Here is a 16,886-nt window from a genome sequence, read left to right as displayed (position 1 = left end):
CGCGCCGGATCAGCCAGCGAACAGCCCGGCCAGCAGGAATTCAGCCATGGTATCTGCGCGATCTTCGTCCGTCTGCCTGCCAGCACTTCCCTGCGGCGCATCGGGCAGCATCCTTTCGTACAACGGACCAAGCGCAAAGAACGAGCCCACGCCGTGAACCAGCAGCGCCAACAGCGCAGACGAGCCAAGCGGGCGCAAACTGGTGCCGGAGGCAACCTGTTCCAGCAGCTTCTGCAGGCGGCGCTGGAACGGCAGAGTGAAGCGTTCGGTCAGGTAATCGAGGCGCCAACTGGGCTCCCTTCCCTCTTGCTGGCTGATCGCCACGATGTCCGAATTGATGATGGCCCAGCGACAAAAGCGAAACACGAGGTCGCGCAGTTGTTCTTCGGGCGAGCGGGTTGGATCGAAGGCAATCTCCACGTCCCGCGCAGCCTCTTTCAGTCGCCAATCGACCGCAGCCTTCCAAAGCTGCGACTTCTTGCCGAAGCGCACATTCAGCAGATTGTGGCTTACGCCCAGTTCACGCGCCATCGCGCGCATGGTGGCGGCTTCATATCCGAGATTGGCAAAGGTGGTGAAGGCGGTGCGCAGCAGCGCGGCCTCATCCACCGATTCCTTTGCATCCGCACGTGGGCGGCCCCTGCCCCGTTCACGCCGGACCGGCTGACTTGAACCCTGTTTCGCAGAATCCGCAGGATTTCGAGCTATCGTTGCCATTCTCAGACATTGACAATTAAATTGTCATCCGTCAATTTAATTGTCATAAGACACCCATTGGGAGATGCGAGTCGATTATGACCGAAACAGTTTGGTGGGCAGTGGCCCGCTCTGAAGAAGTAAGTGCGGAAAAACCGCTCAGCGTTGATATTGGCGATCAACCGATTGTGCTCTGGCGCGACACCGATGGCGCTGTCCGCGCGCTGGAAGATCGCTGCCCGCATCGCCGCGCGCCGCTTTCGCTCGGCTGCATCCTGGGCAATGGTGCAATACAGTGCGGTTATCACGGCTGGACGTATGACGGCGCAAGCGGCCGGCTGATCGACATTCCCAATCTGAAGAGCGAGCGAAAATTTCCCCCGGTTTACAAGGCCAGATCCTTTGGCGTGCATGAAAGCGCGGGCTTCGTGCGCATCTGCCTCGATGCAAAGGCGCCGCTGCCAGCCGATGATGGCTATACATTGCCCCTTTCGGGCACGTCCACCGTGGCGCTGGAGCATGGCCAGTATATCGCGGCGCTGTTCGATGATCCCTCGCTGCTGATTTCAATCAAGGGCGTGCGCTTCTCGCCCTACCTGCTGTCAGACCTTTGCGAACAGGAAGGGCAACTGGTGATGGAACGGTCTTGCCAATGGGCATCGCCGCACTGGCCCGCCCCCTTCACATCCGATTTTCCGATCAGCCTGCGGATCGCCACCGATCCCGTAACCGGCGAAAGCGATCTCACGTTGCGGGATGACGAATTCAACCTGCTTTTGCATGCCACGCTCGCGCCGGTACCTGGCGCGCGCCGAGTCACGCAGGTGCGCTGGCGCGCCATACTTTCGCCCGAACGTCATGGCCTTGCAGCCAAGGCCATGGGTGTGGGCACGCCACTGCGCGTGCACGATCATATCGATGGCGCTGCGCTGCGGGTGCTGAAACCCTCAGCATCGATCCACGCAGACGATCTGCGGGAAAAGGTTGCGGCCAGCGTTGAACAGCAAGACAAAGTCGCCTGAGAGCAAACCGTACCAGGATAAGGAGCCTGCCATGCTAGAAACTACCGAAAATCCGGCAACCCTCGCGAACGATGACCCGATCACTTCAGACCCGCGCCAATTCTCGGCCAAGGTCAATGCCTGGATGCCGCACGAAATCATGCTGACCGATGCCTGGTTCCCGCTGGCCCACAGCTTTGCCGTGGACAAGAAGCCGGTGCGCCGCGCTGTTTACTCCCAGCCGTTCTACCTGTGGCGCGGACCCGATGGCGAGGTGCTTGCTGCAGAGAACCACCCCAACGATCCGCTGGCTGACACCAAGAGCGAATACACGGACGAAAGCGGCCACTATCCGGTTCTTGAGAAATACGGGTATGTCTGGGGCTGGCTTGGCAAGCCTGAAAATGCCGCGCCCGAGCATGTTCCCAGCATCCCCTACCTGCCAGAAGACGGCGGCCTGCCGCTGCACATGCTGGGTACCGTTCGCTTCGATTGTTGCGCACCGCTGAGCCTGGAAAACCTGATCGACCTGACGCACGCAGATTTTATCCATGCCGACGTCGTGGGTGACGAGAAGATGGATTCCGAGAAGGTGGAAGTGTTCCACGACAGCGAAACCATCACCATGGTTCGCACCTGCGTGAACAAGTCGGTTGCACCGATCATGAAGATGTTCGGCGGCGTTCGCGACGATGTGCAGCAAGTGCGCCAGGTGATCCGCATCTACTTGCGCAGTCATGCCGCGATTGCCTATGGCCGGTTCAGCCCAGGTGACAACGTGCAGTTGTTCCACCCTTGTGTGCCGGAAACCCGTGACCGCACCCGGCTGGACTACGCGATGAACACGTCGAACGTTAAAAAGAGCAATCTTTTTCGCTATATGATGCCCAAGGCGAGCTACAAGGTTTCACGCCAGGACAGTTCGATGACCTCGCCGCAGAGCCCACGCTACATGCGTCCTGAAAAACGTAAGGACTTGCACTCCCCGCTGGATGAAGCAGGCCAGAAATACCGCGTGTTGATGACGGAACTTGCCGAAAGACAGGCGCGCGGCGACTTTGCCTATCGTGATGATGTCAGCGCAGATTGCAGCGACATCATAGGATACGAAAAAGCATGACGAGACTGACGAACGCGACTGGCGGTGAGCGCAAGTGGTGGGGGGTGATGCCAGTTCTGCCTGCACCGGCGATGGGCGGCATTGCAAAGCAGATGGAGCAGGTTGGCTTCGAGGGCGTCTTCTCGCTGCAAATCTATGGCGCGCCCTTTGTGCCTATGGCCGCCGTCGCCGCGATGACGGATACGCTCAAGGTCTCCACCGGCATTGCCGTGGCGGGCACCCGCAGCCCGGTGGAAACCGCCTATTGCGCAATCGAGTGTGACACGATCAGCGAAGGGCGTTTCATCCTCGGCCTGGGCACGTCGCTGCACAGCGCGCTGGAAGGTATTTATGGCGAACCGCACCGCAAGCTGCTGACGCACCTGCGCGAAGTGGTGAAGATCGTCCGTTACGTGAACGCCAACGGTCACAAGGAAATGGAGCCGCTGCACGGCGAGTATTACGACCTTGAATGGACCGAGAAAATGATGACCGCGCCGCCCGTGCGCGAGAATGTCCCGATCTGGATCGCCGCGCTCAAGGACAAGCTGACCAGCATGACGCTGGAGATTGCCGACGGGCTGATGGTGCATGCGCTGTGGACTGTCGATTACACGGTACAGAAGAACGATTTCATTCATTCCGAACTCGCCCGCTTTGGCCGCAAGCGCGAGGATATCGAGATCAACGCCTGGCCCTGGGTCGCCATTAACGACGATAAGCAGCAAGCCATCGACGACAGCCGTGCCACCGTGGCCGGATACGCCGGGTACAAGGAATACGAGGATTTCTTCGATTCCATCGGCTTCGGCGATCTGGCGCGCGATTGCCAGCTTGCCGCAGGCGAGCATGGCGATGTGTCGGGCGTGATCGACAAGGTAAGCGATGAAATGGTGCAGGCCTTCGTCAAATGCGGCCCGGTGGACGAGGTGCTGGAGGAGCTCGAACCCGTCTGGGGCGTGGTGGATTCGCTGTGCCCGATGACCCCCTATCGAAATCTCTCGATGGAACAGCTGACGAAATACAACGAAGGCCTGTTTGGCATGGTCGCGGAGACGAAACACCGAGAGGCCTGAAAAAGAATCAGGTCGGGGAGCGTGAAAATCGCAACCGCAGTCGAACATCGGCGGGCAAACCCGGGAAGTTGAGAGGTTTGTTGCAGGCAGCGCCGATCGATTAGAGCAGTTTCCACTCATTCTGGTTCATAGCCGCACGAGCTGAAGTAGTTGGCGCATTCGTTGGGTTGGAAGATATCGACGAGCTTGCCGATCAGGTCCCAAAGGCCGCTGACGGTTCGCTCGCCAGCCTTGCGCAGCATGGCTTTGAGCCGCGAGAATGCCTTTTCGATGGGATTGAAGTCGGGGCTATAGGGCGGGAGGAAGCGCAGGGTTGCCCCCGCCGCTTCGATCCGCTCCCGGACTGCCGCGCGCTTGTGGCTCGACAGGTTGTCCATGATGACGACGTCGCCGCGGCGCAGTTCGGGCACGAGGACTTGAGCCACGTAGGCTTCGAACCAGTCGCCGTTGATCGGGCCATCGAGGACCATCGGCGCGACCATGCCGGTCATGCGCAGGCCCGCGACCAAGGTGGTGGTCTTGCGATGGCCGGTAAGCATCCGGCGAGCCCCGCCTTGCTGAGGCGTTGAGGGACCGGTCTTAAGGACGCTCTTGTGAGCGCGCTTAGGAGCGATTGATGGGCCAGATTACGGTGTTTTCGGGGCCGGAGCGTCGGCGGCGGTGGAGCGAGGAAGAGCGGCTGCGGATCCTGACCGAAGCGTTTTCGCCAGGAGCCAGTGTGACCGATGTTGCACGACGTCTCGACGGGGCTGATCTATACCTGGCGCCGCAAGCTTCGCGAAGCGAACGCCGAACCGATGCCGGAGGCATTGCCTGAACCAGGCTTCGCAGAGGCCATGATGGCCGAGGACGAAGGGACCGCGCGCACCGGTGTACATCCCACGATGGTTGTCGATCTTGCGCGCGGCAAGCGGGTGAGCATCTTCGCGGCGGCATCGCCAGGACAGGTGACCGCAGCCCTGAAGGCGCTACGATGATCCCTTCGGGCGTGCGGGTGTGGATCGCGATGGGCCACACCGACATGAGGAAGGGGATGCCGGGATTGGCGCTGCTGGTCCAGCAAAGCCTCAAGCGCGATCCCCACGGCGGCGACCTGTTCGTGTTCCGGGGGCGGGCCGGCTCGCTGGTGAAGATCATCTGGCACGACGGGATCGGCATGTCGCTTTACGCCAAGCGGCTCGAGAAGGGCCGCTTCGTGTGGCCTTCGGCCAGGGACGGGGTCGTGTCGCTGACCAGTTCGCAACTGGCCTGCCTGCTGGAAGGCATCGACTGGCGTAATCCGCAGTATTCCTGGCGCCCGGCAAGCGCTGGATAATCGCAACCGGTTTGCCATTTTGATCTTGCGGCTGCGGGTGGATGCTGATTCACTCTCCCTTGTGGAAGCTGCCGTTTCGCCCCTCCCAGACGACGTCGAAGTGCTCAAGGCGCTGCTGGCGGCGACGACTCAGCGGGCTAACGAAGCCGAGCAGCGTGCGGTGACTGTCGAGGCCCAGTTGGCCAACGCCCGCGCCCGGGAGAGCGCGACCGAGGCGCTGATCGCGCATCTCAAGCTGCAGATCGCCAAGCTCAGGCGCGAGCAGTACGGCGCCAGCGCCGAACGCACCCGCCGGCTGCTCGACCAGATGGAGCTGCAGCTCGAAGATCTCGAAGGCGATGCAGCCGAAGACGATCTGGTGGCCGTAGATACTGCCGCGAAGACGGCCACCGTCGCCGCGTTCGAGCGCAGGAAGCCGGCCAGGAAGCCATTTCCCGAGCACTTGCCGCGTGAGCGCATCGTCGTCCCCGCACCGTGCTCGTGCCCGGCTTGCGGCGGCGGCCGCCTGTCAAAGCTCGGCGAGGACGTGACCGAGACGCTCGAGGTGATCCCCCGTTCGTGGAAAGTCATCGAGACGGTGCGCGAGAAGTTCTCATGCCGGGACTGCGAGAAGATCACCCAGCCTCCGGCGCCGTTCCACGTCGTCCCGCGTGGCTGGGCCGGCCCGAGCTTCCTCGCCATGCTACTCTTCGAGAAGTACGGCCAGCATCAGCCTCTCAACCGTCAGGCCGAGCGCTTTGCCCGCGAGGGTATCCCGCTCAGCACATCGACGCTCGCCGACCAGGTCGGCGCCGCGTCATTCGCGCTGATGCCGCTCTATCGGCGTATCGAAGCCCATGTCCTGGCCGCCGAGCGATTGCATGGCGACGACACCACCGTGCCGGTCATGGCCAAGGGCAAGACCGATACCGCCCGATTGTGGGTTTACGTGCGCGACGACCGGCCGTTCGCCGGCACCGATCCACCGGCCGCGCTGTTCCATTACTCGCGTGATCGGCGCGGCGAACATCCCAGGACGCATCTCGCCTCCTGGTCAGGGATCCTGCAGGCCGACGCCTATGGCGGTTACGGCGAGCTCTATCGCGAGGGACGCGAGCCTGCTCCCGTGCGCGAAGCCGGCTGCTTCGCCCATGCGCGGCGCAAGTTCTTCGAGCTGGCCGATGTCGTGGGCACGGCCCGCAGGAAGAGCCGGGGAGCGCGAACCGCCATGATCTACCCGATCGCGCTCGAGGCGGTGCAGCGGATCGATGCCCTGTTCGATATCGAGCGTACCTTGGGCGGCAAGAGCGCCGCCGAGCGGTTCGCCGTGCGCCAGGAACTCAGCGCACCGCTGATGGCCGAGTTGCACAAGTGGCTGACGACCCAACTTGCCAGGCTGTCACGAAGCCACGACCTCGCCAAGGCCATCAACTACATGCTCCGGCGTTGGCATGCGTTCACCCACTTCCTCGACGATGGCCGGGTCTGCCTGACCAACAATGCCGCCGAACGCGCTCTGCGCTGTGTTCCGCTCGGCCGGAAGGCCTGGCTGTTCTGCGGCTCCGATCGCGGCGGCCAGCGTGCCGCGATCCTCTACACACTTATCCAGACCGCGCGCCTCAACAACGTCGATCCGCAGGCTTGGCTCGCCGATGTCCTCGCCCGCATCGCAGAGCATCCTGTCAGCCGGCTCGATGAGCTGCTACCTTGGAACTGGCAGCCCCGACAGGCCGCCATCGCCGCCTGATCCAAGCTAGGCTGCGGCCCTCACCGGATGGCTACGATGGCCGTGCGGGAAGCCCATCCGCAGCCGCTCGCCCTTGGGACAGCGGCCGTGGCTGCGGGTCATGTTGGTCGCGGTCCAGGTCTCGTCGATGAACACGAGGCGCTCGGGCTCCAGATCGAGTTGGCCGTCGAACCACTGGCGACGCTGTTTCAGGACGTCGGGACGGTCTTGCTCGATCGCGTGCCCGGTCTTTTTTTGCGTGTGATGCCGTGGCGCACGAAAAAGCGGTGCAGGGTGCCGATCCCGACCGAGACGCCGCGCTCGATCAACCGCATCTGGATCTCAACCAGGGTCATGTCGCCCTGCTCGGCAACAAGCTCCCGGATGAAGCGGCCATGCGCCTCGATCCGGCCCGAATGCCTGTCACCGCCGCGCGGCTTGGCCACTGCCTGACCATGCTCCAGCGCGCGTTGCCGCCAGCGGATCGCGCTCGACACGCTGACACCGAACCGTGTCGCCGCTGCCCGACAACTCAATCCACCATCAATCGCGGCGATGACCCTGTCCCGAAGGTCCTGCGAAAGCGCTCGTGCCATCCATGCTGGCCTCCTTCCACCAGCAGGAAGCGTGAATCACATCAGCGCCGAAAAGGGAATCCCTGCCGATTCCGTTCGTGTGGAAACCGCTCTAGCTGGCCGGTCGACCCGCCTTGGCCTCCAGATCCTCGCTGATCCGCCACAGCCGCGCCGCGCCGCGCATTCGTCGCTCTGGGCAGCAGGCGTTATGTCACCAATCTTGCGTTTTGCGAGATATTGACCGGTCGCGTCGGGAGCCCCGCCACGCGCCAGCCAGAGAATGGTTTACAGTCTTCATGCAGCCACGCTCCTCCCCGCGATGAAACCAGTCACCAGGGCCGGGCCGACATTGCAGCCATGAGCGGGAGACTTGCCCTGCCAGATCGAATTGGCATCAAGTCCCGCCGCCCACAGTCCGGGGATCGGCTGTCCGTCTTCACCCTTCACCCGGCACTGAGCATCGATTTTCACGCCGACTGTGGTCGAACCATCGCCGGGGAAGATCTGGATTGCGTAATAGGGCCCCTCGCCCACCTGGCCGAAGCAGGGATTGGGCGCATGGTTGGGATCGCCGATTTCCTGATCGATCAAGGTATCACCTTTGCCGAATGCGCTGTCCTTACCCGTTGCGGCATCGGCGTTGACCTTGGCTGCGGTGGCTTCCAGCCCTGCCGCATCTACACCGATCTGTGCGGCCAGATCTGCCAGCGTGTCGGCGGTTTTCAGATACCCCGACGCAACCAGCTCCTTGATTTTTCCGCCACCGGGTAGCGACAGGCCAAAGCCGTATTTCTTCACGTTCCTGGCATTGGAGATAATCCATGCTGGCACATTGCCCGTGGCATGCATGTCTTCCACGAAATGAACGCTGGCCTCGTTGCCAAAACGTTTGCCGTCTTCGCCCACGGCGATGCAGCCCGGTTTCGACATATCTATGAGGTGGGCATAGCGCTCGACATAGCCATCGTCGCGTGTGCGCTTCGAAACAACAGCCCAGACGGCGTTGGCGTGATTGTCCGCCCCCATGACTGCGCCAGAGGCGGTAGCGACCTTGATACCATCGCCGGTGTTTTCATAGGGCAGGATCGAAACGTGCTGTTCGGCAAAGGGAATATATTCCTTGCGCATCTGCTCGTTGGCGGAAAAGCCGCCTGCGGCCAGGATAACGCCTTTTGATGCAAGGACTTGCGTTTCCTCGCCGCCGATCGTGGCCATAACGCCGGTTACCCTGCCGCCCTCCACCAGCAACCGTTCTACCGGCGCATCTGCATATAGATCGACACCTGCATCCAGCACCGAACGGTACAACCTGCCCATCAGGGCGGTGCCCATGGTGAGACGCGAGCCGCGCCCCAGCTTCTTCTTGTCCCGCGCAAACCGGATAGCGATCTTGGCCATGTGCCACAACGCGCCGGGGCGCGGCAGCCTGGCGATGTATGGCAGGTCGAATAGGTCGATCATCATTCCGCCAGGCGCGTTGAATTCCTGACGCGGTCTGGACAGGCTGTCGAAATACGGGCCAAGCTGCTTCCCGTCATACTCGGCAGGTGCGAGCAATCGACCTTCGTGCATCGCTCCCTCAACGTCCGGATACCAGTCGCTGGAAGGCGGAGAGAGCAGGAAGTTTACCGAACTGTTGGCCTCCAGCCACTCGACCATTTCCGGCCCCGTTTCGATATAGGCTTCGATAAGCTCACGTTCCGCCCGGTTGCCCACCACTGACATGCAATAGTCGAGTGCCTTCCGCTTGCTGTCATCCACGCCTGCCGCAACCGCCTGCGGACTTTCGGGAATCCACACACCGCCACCGGAGATCGCAGTCGTCCCGCCAAAGTGCGGCGCCTTTTCCAGCACGGCCACCTTGCGGCCCGCCTTGGCGGCGACCAGCGCTGCTGTCAGGCCTGCACCGCCAGAACCCATCACCACTACATCATACTGCATCGCCATTCCCCTCAAGCACACATGATCGAACGCATGGCCTGGTCATCGATCCCCAGTTGCCCGGCGCAATCCAGACCATCCCAATATTCCCGCCACCACACGATTTTGCCCGCAGCATCCACGTCGAACACACCGGCGACACTGGTGGTCGTTTCCCGCCCATCTTTCAGCTGGCGACAGGTATCGACCCGTTCCGTAAAGACGGTAAAGCCGGAAGTAGCGGGGCTCAGAATGTTGCAGGCACATTCGTCATACAGTTCGTACTGGCGTTCCAACTCTTCGCAGATGGCATCCGCACCCTGCCTGACTGGCGCGATCGGAACGACCGGCTGATACCGGGCATCGTCCGCCAGCAAGGCCCGCACCGCGTCGACATCAAGCTTGCGGGTATGAAACAGTGAGAGGAATTTTCGCACCGTGCTTTCAGGGTTCATGCGGCATCTCCTTGCGACCCGAAGAACGCGGCGACTTTAGCGGTGTCAAAATACTCGCGCCCGTGAACGATCTTGCCGTCGCTGATCACAAACAGATCATGGTATTCATTGGCATAGACCCGCTCGCCGAAATGCATTTCTGAACGCACTTCTGCGGTCACGGTATCACCTTCGGCGACCATGCCGACGATCTCGACCTTGCGTGGGGAAGCAGTCAGCAACATGCCTTTCACCGCATCTGTGTAGGATTCCCGCGAAATTTCGCCGGTTCCGATGATCCACCAGCTACATGCGGATGCCTGCAAGGCCTCGATCGTATCGATCTCGCCAGCTTCTACTGCGCCCAGGAAACGGCGGACAACTTCCTTGTTCTGTTCTTCCTTCGTCATACCGGTTTTACTCTCCGTTTTCGCTTCATCACGCGATGCCTCACTCCCCGCGCCTTTCCTTGGACAGGTTGCGGCATCGGCGACTCTGCAATGCAGGCAAGCGAGAGAGGAATTCGGATGGCTGGCGCCTATATCAGCAAGGAGCAAGGCAACTACCGTTGGTATGTGCTTGCTATCCTGACAATTGCCCAGACCTGTCACGGGATCGACAGGGCCATCATCGGCCTCGTGCTAAAGCCGCTGGGCGACGAATTCAGCCTGTCTGGCGAACAGTTGGGCATCCTTGCAGGCCTGGCATACGGAATTCCCTTTGCCATCGCGGCCCTGCCTTTTGGCTACGCCGTTGACCGCTTCAACCGCAAGAACCTGATGACCCTGGCGCTTGGCGCATGGAGCGGAGCTACCGCACTGTGCGGTGCTGCCACGGGTTTCTGGACCATGCTGATGGGCCGCGCCGCAGTTGGCGTGGCGGAAGCCGGCGGATCTCCCACAGGAATGTCGCTGTTGTCCGACTACTTCGGCCCGGACAAGCGCGCCACCGCCATCGGCATCTGGTACCTCAGCACCGGCATCGGCACGGCGCTGGCATTCTTTCTGGGCGGCTGGATCGTGGAGTTTTACGGCTGGCGATGGGCCTTCGTCGCAGCCGGAATTCCCGGCCTGATGCTGGCACCCCTGCTGTTCCTGACAATCCGGGAACCCAAGCGCGGGCAGCAGGACGCACCGTCCGAAGAGGCATCCGGCCCCTTCCGCCAGCGCGCAGGGGAATTGCTCGGCAGGCCCGGCATCTTCTTTTGCATCGCCGCCATCACCTGCATCGCCACCGGCATCTATGGCATGAGCACATGGCTCGCCACGTTCCTTATCGACAGCCATGACCTAGCAATCTCCAGCGCCGGCATGGTCGTGGCCATCGCCTATGGCATCCTGGGATCGGTCGGCAATCTGGTTGCGGGTTGGGGCACGGATCGGATCAATGCCGCGCGCGGCGGCTTCGATCCGGGCCTGACCGCTTTGCTGGGTGCGATCATCCCGTTCCTGACCGCCATCACCGGGCTTGCCGCCGTGGGCGCGAGCGATACCACGCTTGCGATAGTGCTGGTGTTCGCCGCGGGAATTTTCAGTTCATCCTACAATGGCCCGATCTACGCTGTGATCGTGACCATCGCAGGGCCGCAATTGCGCGGTCTGGCGGTATCCTTCGTGCAGCTTAGCGCGAACCTGATCGGTGTGGGCCTTGGCGCATGGTTGATCGGCAGGGTCGCCGATGAAGTGGGCGGCCGCGATGGCGTTGCCTGGGGCATCGCAGCGGCAATGATGTTCTGTGTAGTCGGCGGCATCCTGCTGCTGCTGGCCGGCCTTCAAATCAAGAAATCACAAGTTGCCAGGAGTTGACCATGGATCCGCAAGCCCCCGCTCAATACAAGGCCGCAGTCGTCGATCCGAACTGCGTGCCCCGGCCCTACCCGGCCCGAACGGAAAAGCTGCCGACGAGTCTGGAACAGGTGGATGCCGCGTGGCTGGGCCGGATGATGAGCTACAAGTATCCGGGCGTTGCCGCCAACTCCATGGAGACGGTGGAACTGCTCAACAGCCACACCACCAAATGGCGGGTAAAGGTTGACTGGAACGATGCCGGCAAGGCGGCTGGCCTGCCCGACCATGTGTGCATGAAAGCCAACTGGTCCGGCTCTTTCGACAATGTCGATATTCATGCCCTGGAAGCCCGCTTCTACCATTTCATGGTTCAGGAAATGAAGGTTCCGACAGCGAAGTGCTACTACGCCGACTGGGACGACGATGGCAGCGCGCACGGTTTCGTGGTGCTGGAAGACCTGGTCCAGCGCGGCGGGAAGTTCGGCCACAGCACCGATGCCAACGGCGTCGACATGATCATGGACAACCTCGAAGGGCTGGCCAAGCTTCATGGCAGCCTGTGGGGCAGCGACAAGATCAGCCCCGCCAATGCGCCGTGGCTGCAGACCCAGATGGATACGCCGGTCGACAGCGACCAGGTGCGGATCATGTGGCAGTGGATCGAAGCCAACCTGAAGGATCCGGCTTTCTGCGAAATTGCGCCGCAGCATTATCTCGATGATCCGCGCAAGGTGGAACGCGCGTTCGACCGGCTGGGTGAAATCGAGCGCGCATACGACGCACCGCACTGCATCGTGCTGGGCGATTGCCATCAGGGTAACACCTACATCCTTCCCGGAGGCGAGCGGCTGTGGCTGGACTGGCAGCTGGTGCGGCGCGGACGGCCCTGGCGCGACCTGACCTATTTCGTGATCGGTGCGCTGAGCATCGAGGAACGGCGCAAGCACCACAAGGACATGGTGAAGCAATACCGCGAATACCTGATCGCAACCGGGGCGCAGGGCGTGCCCGATTTTGACGAGGCGTGGGAGCAGACCCGGCTGTTCGTGATGTACGGCTTGCAGGCCTGGGTCGCCAATCTCGATGCGTGGGGCCAGAACGGCGTGCCCATGAACGAGCGCTTCTTCACCGCCGCCGAAGATTACGGCACGTGGCAACTTTTGGGAGAATGACGATGCGGCTGGTCGAAGGGAAAATTGCAATCGTTACCGGTGGCGGCGCCAACATCGGGGAAGCCTGCGCAAAAATGCTGGCAGATCATGGTGCCGCAGTCGCCATCGCGGACATTAACGAGGAAGGGGCGCAGCGCGTTGCCGGGGAGATCGGCGAAGCTGGCGGCAAGGCAATCGGCCTGAAGGTGGACCTGGGTGACGAAGCAAGCGTTTCCGCGATGGTCGCTGCCGTGGCAGAAGAGTTTGGCCGCATCGACATCCTCCACAACAACGCCGCCAATACCGGTGCCGCGCAGATGACTCGCGACGGCTCACTGGCGGAAATGGAACCGGAGGTGTGGGACGCTGCCTTCGACATCAACGTGCGCGGGACCATGTTCGTGACCAAGCACGTGGTGCCGCAAATGATCGCTGCCGGTGGCGGCTCGATCATCAACACCAGTTCTGGCGTGTCCCTGCTGGGAGACGTTCTCAACCCCGCCTACAGCGCATCAAAGGCCGCGGTGAACGCGCTGACGCGTAACACTGCCACGCAATTTGGCCGGGCCAACATCCGCTGCAACGCAATCCTGCCCGGCCTTGTCCTCAGCCCGGTTGCCCGCGCACAGATGACAGAGGAACAGCTCGGCATGATCCAGCGGCACGTGCTGCTGCCGCGCGAAAGCGTTGCAAACGACATTGCCGGCGCGGTGCTGTGGCTGGCATCGGACCTGGCCAGCTTTGTCACCGGTCAGATCATCTCTGCCGACGGCGGCATCGTCCACCACCAGCCGCATTACGCAGACATGCTGGATATGTTCGCCGCAATGCAGGCGCAGCAATAAGGCCCGCCGGTGCACCCCGGGCTGTAACCCGGAGCCACCCGATCATATCGCTGGCATGATCTCCTCGGCCACCCAGTGCTGGCGGTCGATCCAGGCCTGTTCGCCGGTCAGACCCGGCGGCAGGGGCACGATGGTTTCGGTAATGCCCAATTCCTTCAGCCAGCCGATCTGATCGAGGATCTTCTGCTTGTCGGCGGTACCCGGCGCGCGCGGATCATCGAGAATTTCGTGGTGTGCACCGACGTTGAGCATTTCCAGCGCGAAGAACACATCGATGTGCCGGCCATCGTATTCCGGCTGCGACTTGATGTAGTCGATGCAGTCCGGAAAGGTTTCCGGCGGAGTGCGGAAGGGCGACCAGCCATTGCCGAACTTGGCCACGCGGCGCTGTACCGCCGGGGCATCCCCGCCAAACCAGATCGGCATATGCGGCTTCTGGATCGGCTTGGGGGCAAAGCCGCAATTCTTGAACTTCACGAACTCGCCGTCGAATTCGGGATCGTCCTTGGTCCACAGCTCGATCATGGCGGCGATGTATTCGTCGGCCATCGCGCCGCGCTTTGAAAACGGCACGCCCAGCATGTCGAATTCTTCCTTCAGCCAGCCAACACCGAAAATCGGTTCCGCGCGGCCCCCGGTCAGCCAGTCGAGCGTGGACCACGCCTTTGCCTGCACGATGGGATTTTGCAGCGGCAGGATGGAAATGGAGGAAGAAAGCCGCAGATTGGTCGTCTGCCCGCCGAAGAAGCCCAGCGCCACCGCCGTGTGGAAATACCAGTCGCCCGAAAGCTCGATATGCTCCTTGGGGATAATGAAGTGCTCGCCCAGCATGCATTTGTAGAAGCCCAATTTGTCCGCAACGGCCATCAACTTGCCCACGTCGGCGCCGGACAGGGGATCCTCCCACGGCTGAACCATGGCGGCGACCTTCATGGTCTTGGGAATACCGATACTCAGCTTCATCACCCACTCTCCTGCGGTTTCAGAACCGTTCGTCTAGCATCGCGGCAAGTCGGGCCGACCTGCCGGAAGGAAGGAGGTCAAACCCGCAACCCGCGCTGGCGAAGAAAGGCAAGATCGTCCGGCGTATCGAGATCGGCAGACAGGCCATCCCGTTGCAGCACCGGCATCTGTTCCTCTGCCGCGCCGTGCAGCGCGCGGCTGCCTGGCCCGAACCGGAAGACAAACTTCCTGCCATCGGCCAGCGCAATGGCATTGGTGCCTTCGCCCGTCCGATCCGTCGCCATGGCAATGCCGTGCTCGGTGGCCGCTTCAAGCAGGCCCTTAACATCAGCCTGTGCCAGCAGCGGAAGGTCGGCATGGATCACAAGTAGGGGAGCCGGTCCGAAGTCATCGCGAAAAGCGGATATCTCCGGGTTCAGACCACGCCCGGCATCCATCGCGAACGTGGCCGCAGGATGGTCAAAAGCCTTGTTTGAAAGCACCACGATCCGCTCGATTTCGGGGCAGCGCGATAGCATGTCGATAACATGCTGCGCCATTTCCCGCGCTAGCCGTTCGCGCGTGGCAGCATCCAGCACCGCCTCCAGCCGGGACTTTCCGCCGGTTCCGGTGCGAAAGGGAATGAGCGCGGTCCACCCCATCAGCGGCGACACCGTTGCGCCAGATCCATCGCCGCAAGCGCAACCCGGCGTCGATCTTCCGCCTGTTTCATCAGCGTGTCGGTAACGCCGATTGCTAGATTGCCGGGCGCAGCGTCACCTTCGTGGATCACCATGCCATCCAGCAGATCGCCGTAGTGATCGGCGATAGACCGGTTGGTGACCTGAAGGCCCAGCTCTCCCATAAGTTTCGCGGTCGGCCCTTTCACTGCCTTGCCCCCGACCAGCGGCGACACGGCGATCAGCGGCGCGCGCCTGTCTTTCAGTGCCCGGTAAAGGCCGGGAACGGCCAGCAAGGGATCGATGCTGAGCCAGGGGTTCGATGGCGCGAGAAGGATCATGTCCGCAGCGGCCAGAGCTTCCACCACGCCGGGTGCGGGTTTTGCCTGTTTCGCGCCTTCAAACCGTATGGCGCTGACACGCGGTTCGCAGCTCTGTTGCACGAAATAGCGCTGGAAGGGAAGCAGTCCTGCGTCGGTTTCCAGCCAGGTTGCCACCGGATCATCGCTCATCGGCAGAATGGCAAGGCCAATGCCCCAATTGCGGGCGAAACCCTTCACGATTGCAGACAACGGCTGGCCGGCATCTTTCGCCATGCGGCGCAGCACGTGCAGCGCCAGGTCACCATCGCCAAGGTTGAACCATTCCTCGCCGCCAAGGCTCTTGATGGCCGCCATGAAAGACCATGTCTCGCCCTCGCGCCCCCAGCCAAGGCTGGTGTTGGCCAGGCCTGCGAGGGTATACAGCAAGGTGTCGATATCGGGCGAAATCGGCAATCCGAGATGTTCGAAATCGTCGCCCGTGTTGACGACGGCGGTCAACTGCGCGCCAGGCACGACTTGCTGCAAGCCTTCGACCAGCTTTGCCCCGCCAACGCCGCCTGTAAGCACAACCACACGCTCGTTCACCGGAACAGATCCTCGCCTTCGGGTCGCAGCAGGTCGCTGCTAGTCTGGCTACCTTGCTGCCAGGCAAGACCGCGTACCACGCAGGCGGGCAGGCCTTCCGCCCCCTCGCCCATCGCCAGGCCCGCCGCGCCCGCAACCGCATCGGCAAAGGCGATCTGCGTGACCTGCATGATCCGCCCGTCCCGGTCTGGCTGGCCGCGCTGATCGAAAACCGCTGGCGGCCCTGCCACGCCAATCGCCACATTCGTGGTGCCGACACGCCATGGCCGGCCAAAACTGTCGGAGATGATTACGCCGGGCCTGACGCCAGTCCGCGCATGGCATGCCTCGGCAATGCGCGCGGCGCTCTTGTCCGGGTTTTCAGGCAGCAGCAAAACGTTTTCCAGCGACTTCGAACCTAGGTTGGAAGCGTCGATCCCGGCGTTTGCCATCACGTGGCCCAGCCGGTGCCGGGTAATCAGAACGTTGGGCACGGCGCGCACCACGGCGCTGGATTCGCGCAGCACCAGTTCCACAAGTGCGGGTTCCTTGCGGGTCAGCAGGGCCAGTTCCCGCGCCTCGTCGCTCACCTCGACAGAGGCAAGCGCGACACTGCGCCCCTCTGCCTTGGAGACGATCTTTTGCGTCACCACCAGAATATCGCCCGGCGCAAAGTCGGGTTCGCCTGCCGCAAGCCGTTTGGCCAGCAGCGCAGGCAGATCATCACCTGCGAGGATTTCCGGCAAACCGCTTATGGGTTGGACGCAGAACAT

The 16,886-nt window shown here is 62.1% G+C and carries 18 protein-coding genes and 2 pseudogenes; 10 read left to right on the top strand and 10 right to left on the bottom strand.

Going from position 1 to position 16,886, the window contains the following annotated elements; all coding sequences use genetic code 11:
* Positions 1–9 precede the first annotated feature (9 nt).
* Positions 10–609, bottom strand: a complete 600-nt coding sequence (locus K4G67_RS12500; RefSeq protein WP_239806689.1) for a TetR/AcrR family transcriptional regulator — start codon at positions 607–609, stop codon at positions 10–12.
* A 185-nt stretch (positions 610–794) separates the two neighbouring features.
* Between K4G67_RS12500 and K4G67_RS12495 the strand changes: the two genes are divergently transcribed.
* From K4G67_RS12495 to K4G67_RS12485, 3 genes are read left to right on the top strand one after another with little or no spacing between them, the layout of a single operon-like run.
* Positions 795–1,718: a Rieske (2Fe-2S) protein gene (locus K4G67_RS12495; protein ID WP_239806688.1), complete on the top strand. Its 924-nt coding sequence runs from the start codon at positions 795–797 to the stop codon at positions 1,716–1,718.
* A 31-nt stretch (positions 1,719–1,749) separates the two neighbouring features.
* Positions 1,750–2,817 (top strand): aromatic ring-hydroxylating oxygenase subunit alpha, encoded by a 1,068-nt coding sequence (locus K4G67_RS12490; RefSeq protein ID WP_239806687.1) that lies wholly within the window; start codon positions 1,750–1,752, stop codon positions 2,815–2,817.
* Entirely contained in the window at positions 2,814–3,872 is a 1,059-nt protein-coding gene (locus K4G67_RS12485) for an LLM class flavin-dependent oxidoreductase (RefSeq protein WP_239806686.1), read from the top strand. The genes K4G67_RS12490 and K4G67_RS12485 overlap by 4 nt, the downstream gene beginning before the upstream one ends.
* Before the next feature lie 116 nt (positions 3,873–3,988).
* Here the strand turns inward: K4G67_RS12485 and K4G67_RS12480 are convergent.
* Positions 3,989–4,402: pseudogene (locus K4G67_RS12480) on the bottom strand (transposase); the annotation flags it as partial.
* Positions 4,403–4,488: 86 nt separating this feature from the next.
* On the opposite strand from K4G67_RS12480, the gene K4G67_RS17775 reads away from it, so the two are divergent.
* From K4G67_RS17775 to tnpC, 4 genes are all read left to right on the top strand, one after another.
* The gene (locus K4G67_RS17775) at positions 4,489–4,689 is read left to right on the top strand and encodes a transposase (RefSeq protein WP_420830033.1); all 201 of its coding nucleotides are present in this window, start codon (positions 4,489–4,491) and stop codon (positions 4,687–4,689) included.
* Positions 4,598–4,849 carry a hypothetical protein gene (locus K4G67_RS12475; protein ID WP_239806685.1) on the top strand — a complete coding sequence of 84 codons (252 nt, stop codon included), beginning with the start codon at positions 4,598–4,600 and terminating at the stop codon, positions 4,847–4,849. The genes K4G67_RS17775 and K4G67_RS12475 overlap by 92 nt, the downstream gene beginning before the upstream one ends.
* On the top strand, positions 4,846–5,187 hold the full coding sequence (tnpB, locus tag K4G67_RS12470; RefSeq protein ID WP_047819821.1) for an IS66 family insertion sequence element accessory protein TnpB: 342 nt from the start codon (positions 4,846–4,848) through the stop codon (positions 5,185–5,187). The genes K4G67_RS12475 and tnpB overlap by 4 nt, the downstream gene beginning before the upstream one ends.
* 61 nt (positions 5,188–5,248) lie before the next feature.
* A complete protein-coding gene (gene tnpC, locus K4G67_RS12465) occupies positions 5,249–6,913 on the top strand; it encodes an IS66 family transposase (RefSeq protein ID WP_047819822.1) in 1,665 nt (554 codons plus the stop codon).
* A gap of 36 nt (positions 6,914–6,949) precedes the next feature.
* On the opposite strand, the pseudogene K4G67_RS12460 reads toward tnpC, so the two are convergent.
* From K4G67_RS12460 to K4G67_RS12445, 4 genes and pseudogenes are all read right to left on the bottom strand, one after another.
* Positions 6,950–7,488, bottom strand: a pseudogene (locus K4G67_RS12460) (helix-turn-helix domain-containing protein); the annotation flags it as partial.
* Positions 7,489–7,761: 273 nt separating this feature from the next.
* On the bottom strand, positions 7,762–9,414 hold the full coding sequence (locus K4G67_RS12455; RefSeq protein WP_239806684.1) for an FAD-dependent oxidoreductase: 1,653 nt from the start codon (positions 9,412–9,414) through the stop codon (positions 7,762–7,764).
* A 5-nt stretch (positions 9,415–9,419) separates the two neighbouring features.
* Positions 9,420–9,842, bottom strand: a complete 423-nt coding sequence (locus K4G67_RS12450; RefSeq protein ID WP_239806683.1) for a limonene-1,2-epoxide hydrolase family protein — start codon at positions 9,840–9,842, stop codon at positions 9,420–9,422.
* A complete protein-coding gene (locus K4G67_RS12445) occupies positions 9,839–10,231 on the bottom strand; it encodes a nuclear transport factor 2 family protein (protein ID WP_239806682.1) in 393 nt (130 codons plus the stop codon). The genes K4G67_RS12450 and K4G67_RS12445 overlap by 4 nt, the downstream gene beginning before the upstream one ends.
* A 117-nt stretch (positions 10,232–10,348) precedes the next feature.
* Between K4G67_RS12445 and K4G67_RS12440 the strand changes: the two genes are divergently transcribed.
* Genes K4G67_RS12440 through K4G67_RS12430 form a run of 3 tightly spaced genes read left to right on the top strand, consistent with a single transcriptional unit; the run spans position 10,349 to position 13,604 of the window.
* Positions 10,349–11,626 (top strand): spinster family MFS transporter, encoded by a 1,278-nt coding sequence (locus K4G67_RS12440; protein WP_239806681.1) that lies wholly within the window; start codon positions 10,349–10,351, stop codon positions 11,624–11,626.
* Positions 11,627–11,628: 2 nt separating this feature from the next.
* A complete protein-coding gene (locus tag K4G67_RS12435; RefSeq protein ID WP_239806680.1) occupies positions 11,629–12,780 on the top strand; it encodes an oxidoreductase family protein in 1,152 nt (383 codons plus the stop codon).
* Positions 12,781–12,782: 2 nt separating this feature from the next.
* Entirely contained in the window at positions 12,783–13,604 is an 822-nt protein-coding gene (locus K4G67_RS12430) for an SDR family NAD(P)-dependent oxidoreductase (protein WP_239806679.1), read from the top strand.
* 42 nt (positions 13,605–13,646) lie between these two features.
* On the opposite strand, the gene K4G67_RS12425 is transcribed toward K4G67_RS12430, so the two are convergent.
* The 4 genes from K4G67_RS12425 to cofE all read right to left on the bottom strand — a co-directional run bounded on the left by K4G67_RS12425 (position 13,647) and on the right by cofE (position 16,886).
* Positions 13,647–14,567, bottom strand: coding sequence for a TIGR03619 family F420-dependent LLM class oxidoreductase (locus tag K4G67_RS12425; protein ID WP_239806678.1), 921 nt, complete (start codon positions 14,565–14,567; stop codon positions 13,647–13,649).
* Positions 14,568–14,644: 77 nt separating this feature from the next.
* Complete coding sequence (cofC, locus tag K4G67_RS12420) at positions 14,645–15,220, bottom strand: 2-phospho-L-lactate guanylyltransferase (RefSeq protein ID WP_239806677.1); 576 nt, start codon at positions 15,218–15,220, stop codon at positions 14,645–14,647.
* On the bottom strand, positions 15,208–16,134 hold the full coding sequence (gene cofD, locus K4G67_RS12415; protein WP_239806676.1) for a 2-phospho-L-lactate transferase: 927 nt from the start codon (positions 16,132–16,134) through the stop codon (positions 15,208–15,210). The genes cofC and cofD overlap by 13 nt, the downstream gene beginning before the upstream one ends.
* Positions 16,131–16,886, bottom strand: coding sequence for a coenzyme F420-0:L-glutamate ligase (cofE, locus tag K4G67_RS12410; RefSeq protein WP_239806675.1), 756 nt, complete (start codon positions 16,884–16,886; stop codon positions 16,131–16,133). Before cofE ends, cofD begins: the two co-directional genes overlap by 4 nt.

The organism is Croceicoccus hydrothermalis (assembly GCF_022378335.1).
In the GTDB taxonomy this organism is placed as follows: domain Bacteria; phylum Pseudomonadota; class Alphaproteobacteria; order Sphingomonadales; family Sphingomonadaceae; genus Croceicoccus; species Croceicoccus hydrothermalis.
The sequence above is the reverse complement of the archived record's forward strand: the minus strand, read 5'-3'. Positions and strand labels throughout refer to the sequence as shown.

Coding starts and splice junctions, on each gene's coding strand:
- K4G67_RS12495 (WP_239806688.1), top strand. CDS start 795: ATGACCGAAACAGTTTGGTGGGCAGTGGCCCGCTCTGAAGAAGTAAGT.
- K4G67_RS12490 (WP_239806687.1), top strand. CDS start 1,750: ATGCTAGAAACTACCGAAAATCCGGCAACCCTCGCGAACGATGACCCG.
- K4G67_RS12485 (WP_239806686.1), top strand. CDS start 2,814: ATGACGAGACTGACGAACGCGACTGGCGGTGAGCGCAAGTGGTGGGGG.
- K4G67_RS17775 (WP_420830033.1), top strand. CDS start 4,489: ATGGGCCAGATTACGGTGTTTTCGGGGCCGGAGCGTCGGCGGCGGTGG.
- K4G67_RS12475 (WP_239806685.1), top strand. CDS start 4,598: ATGTTGCACGACGTCTCGACGGGGCTGATCTATACCTGGCGCCGCAAG.
- tnpB (WP_047819821.1), top strand. CDS start 4,846: ATGATCCCTTCGGGCGTGCGGGTGTGGATCGCGATGGGCCACACCGAC.
- K4G67_RS12455 (WP_239806684.1), bottom strand. CDS start 9,414: ATGGCGATGCAGTATGATGTAGTGGTGATGGGTTCTGGCGGTGCAGGC.
- K4G67_RS12450 (WP_239806683.1), bottom strand. CDS start 9,842: ATGAACCCTGAAAGCACGGTGCGAAAATTCCTCTCACTGTTTCATACC.
- K4G67_RS12445 (WP_239806682.1), bottom strand. CDS start 10,231: ATGACGAAGGAAGAACAGAACAAGGAAGTTGTCCGCCGTTTCCTGGGC.
- K4G67_RS12440 (WP_239806681.1), top strand. CDS start 10,349: ATGGCTGGCGCCTATATCAGCAAGGAGCAAGGCAACTACCGTTGGTAT.
- K4G67_RS12435 (WP_239806680.1), top strand. CDS start 11,629: ATGGATCCGCAAGCCCCCGCTCAATACAAGGCCGCAGTCGTCGATCCG.
- K4G67_RS12430 (WP_239806679.1), top strand. CDS start 12,783: ATGCGGCTGGTCGAAGGGAAAATTGCAATCGTTACCGGTGGCGGCGCC.
- K4G67_RS12425 (WP_239806678.1), bottom strand. CDS start 14,567: ATGAAGCTGAGTATCGGTATTCCCAAGACCATGAAGGTCGCCGCCATG.
- cofE (WP_239806675.1), bottom strand. CDS start 16,886: ATGTTCTGCGTCCAACCCATAAGCGGTTTGCCGGAAATCCTCGCAGGT.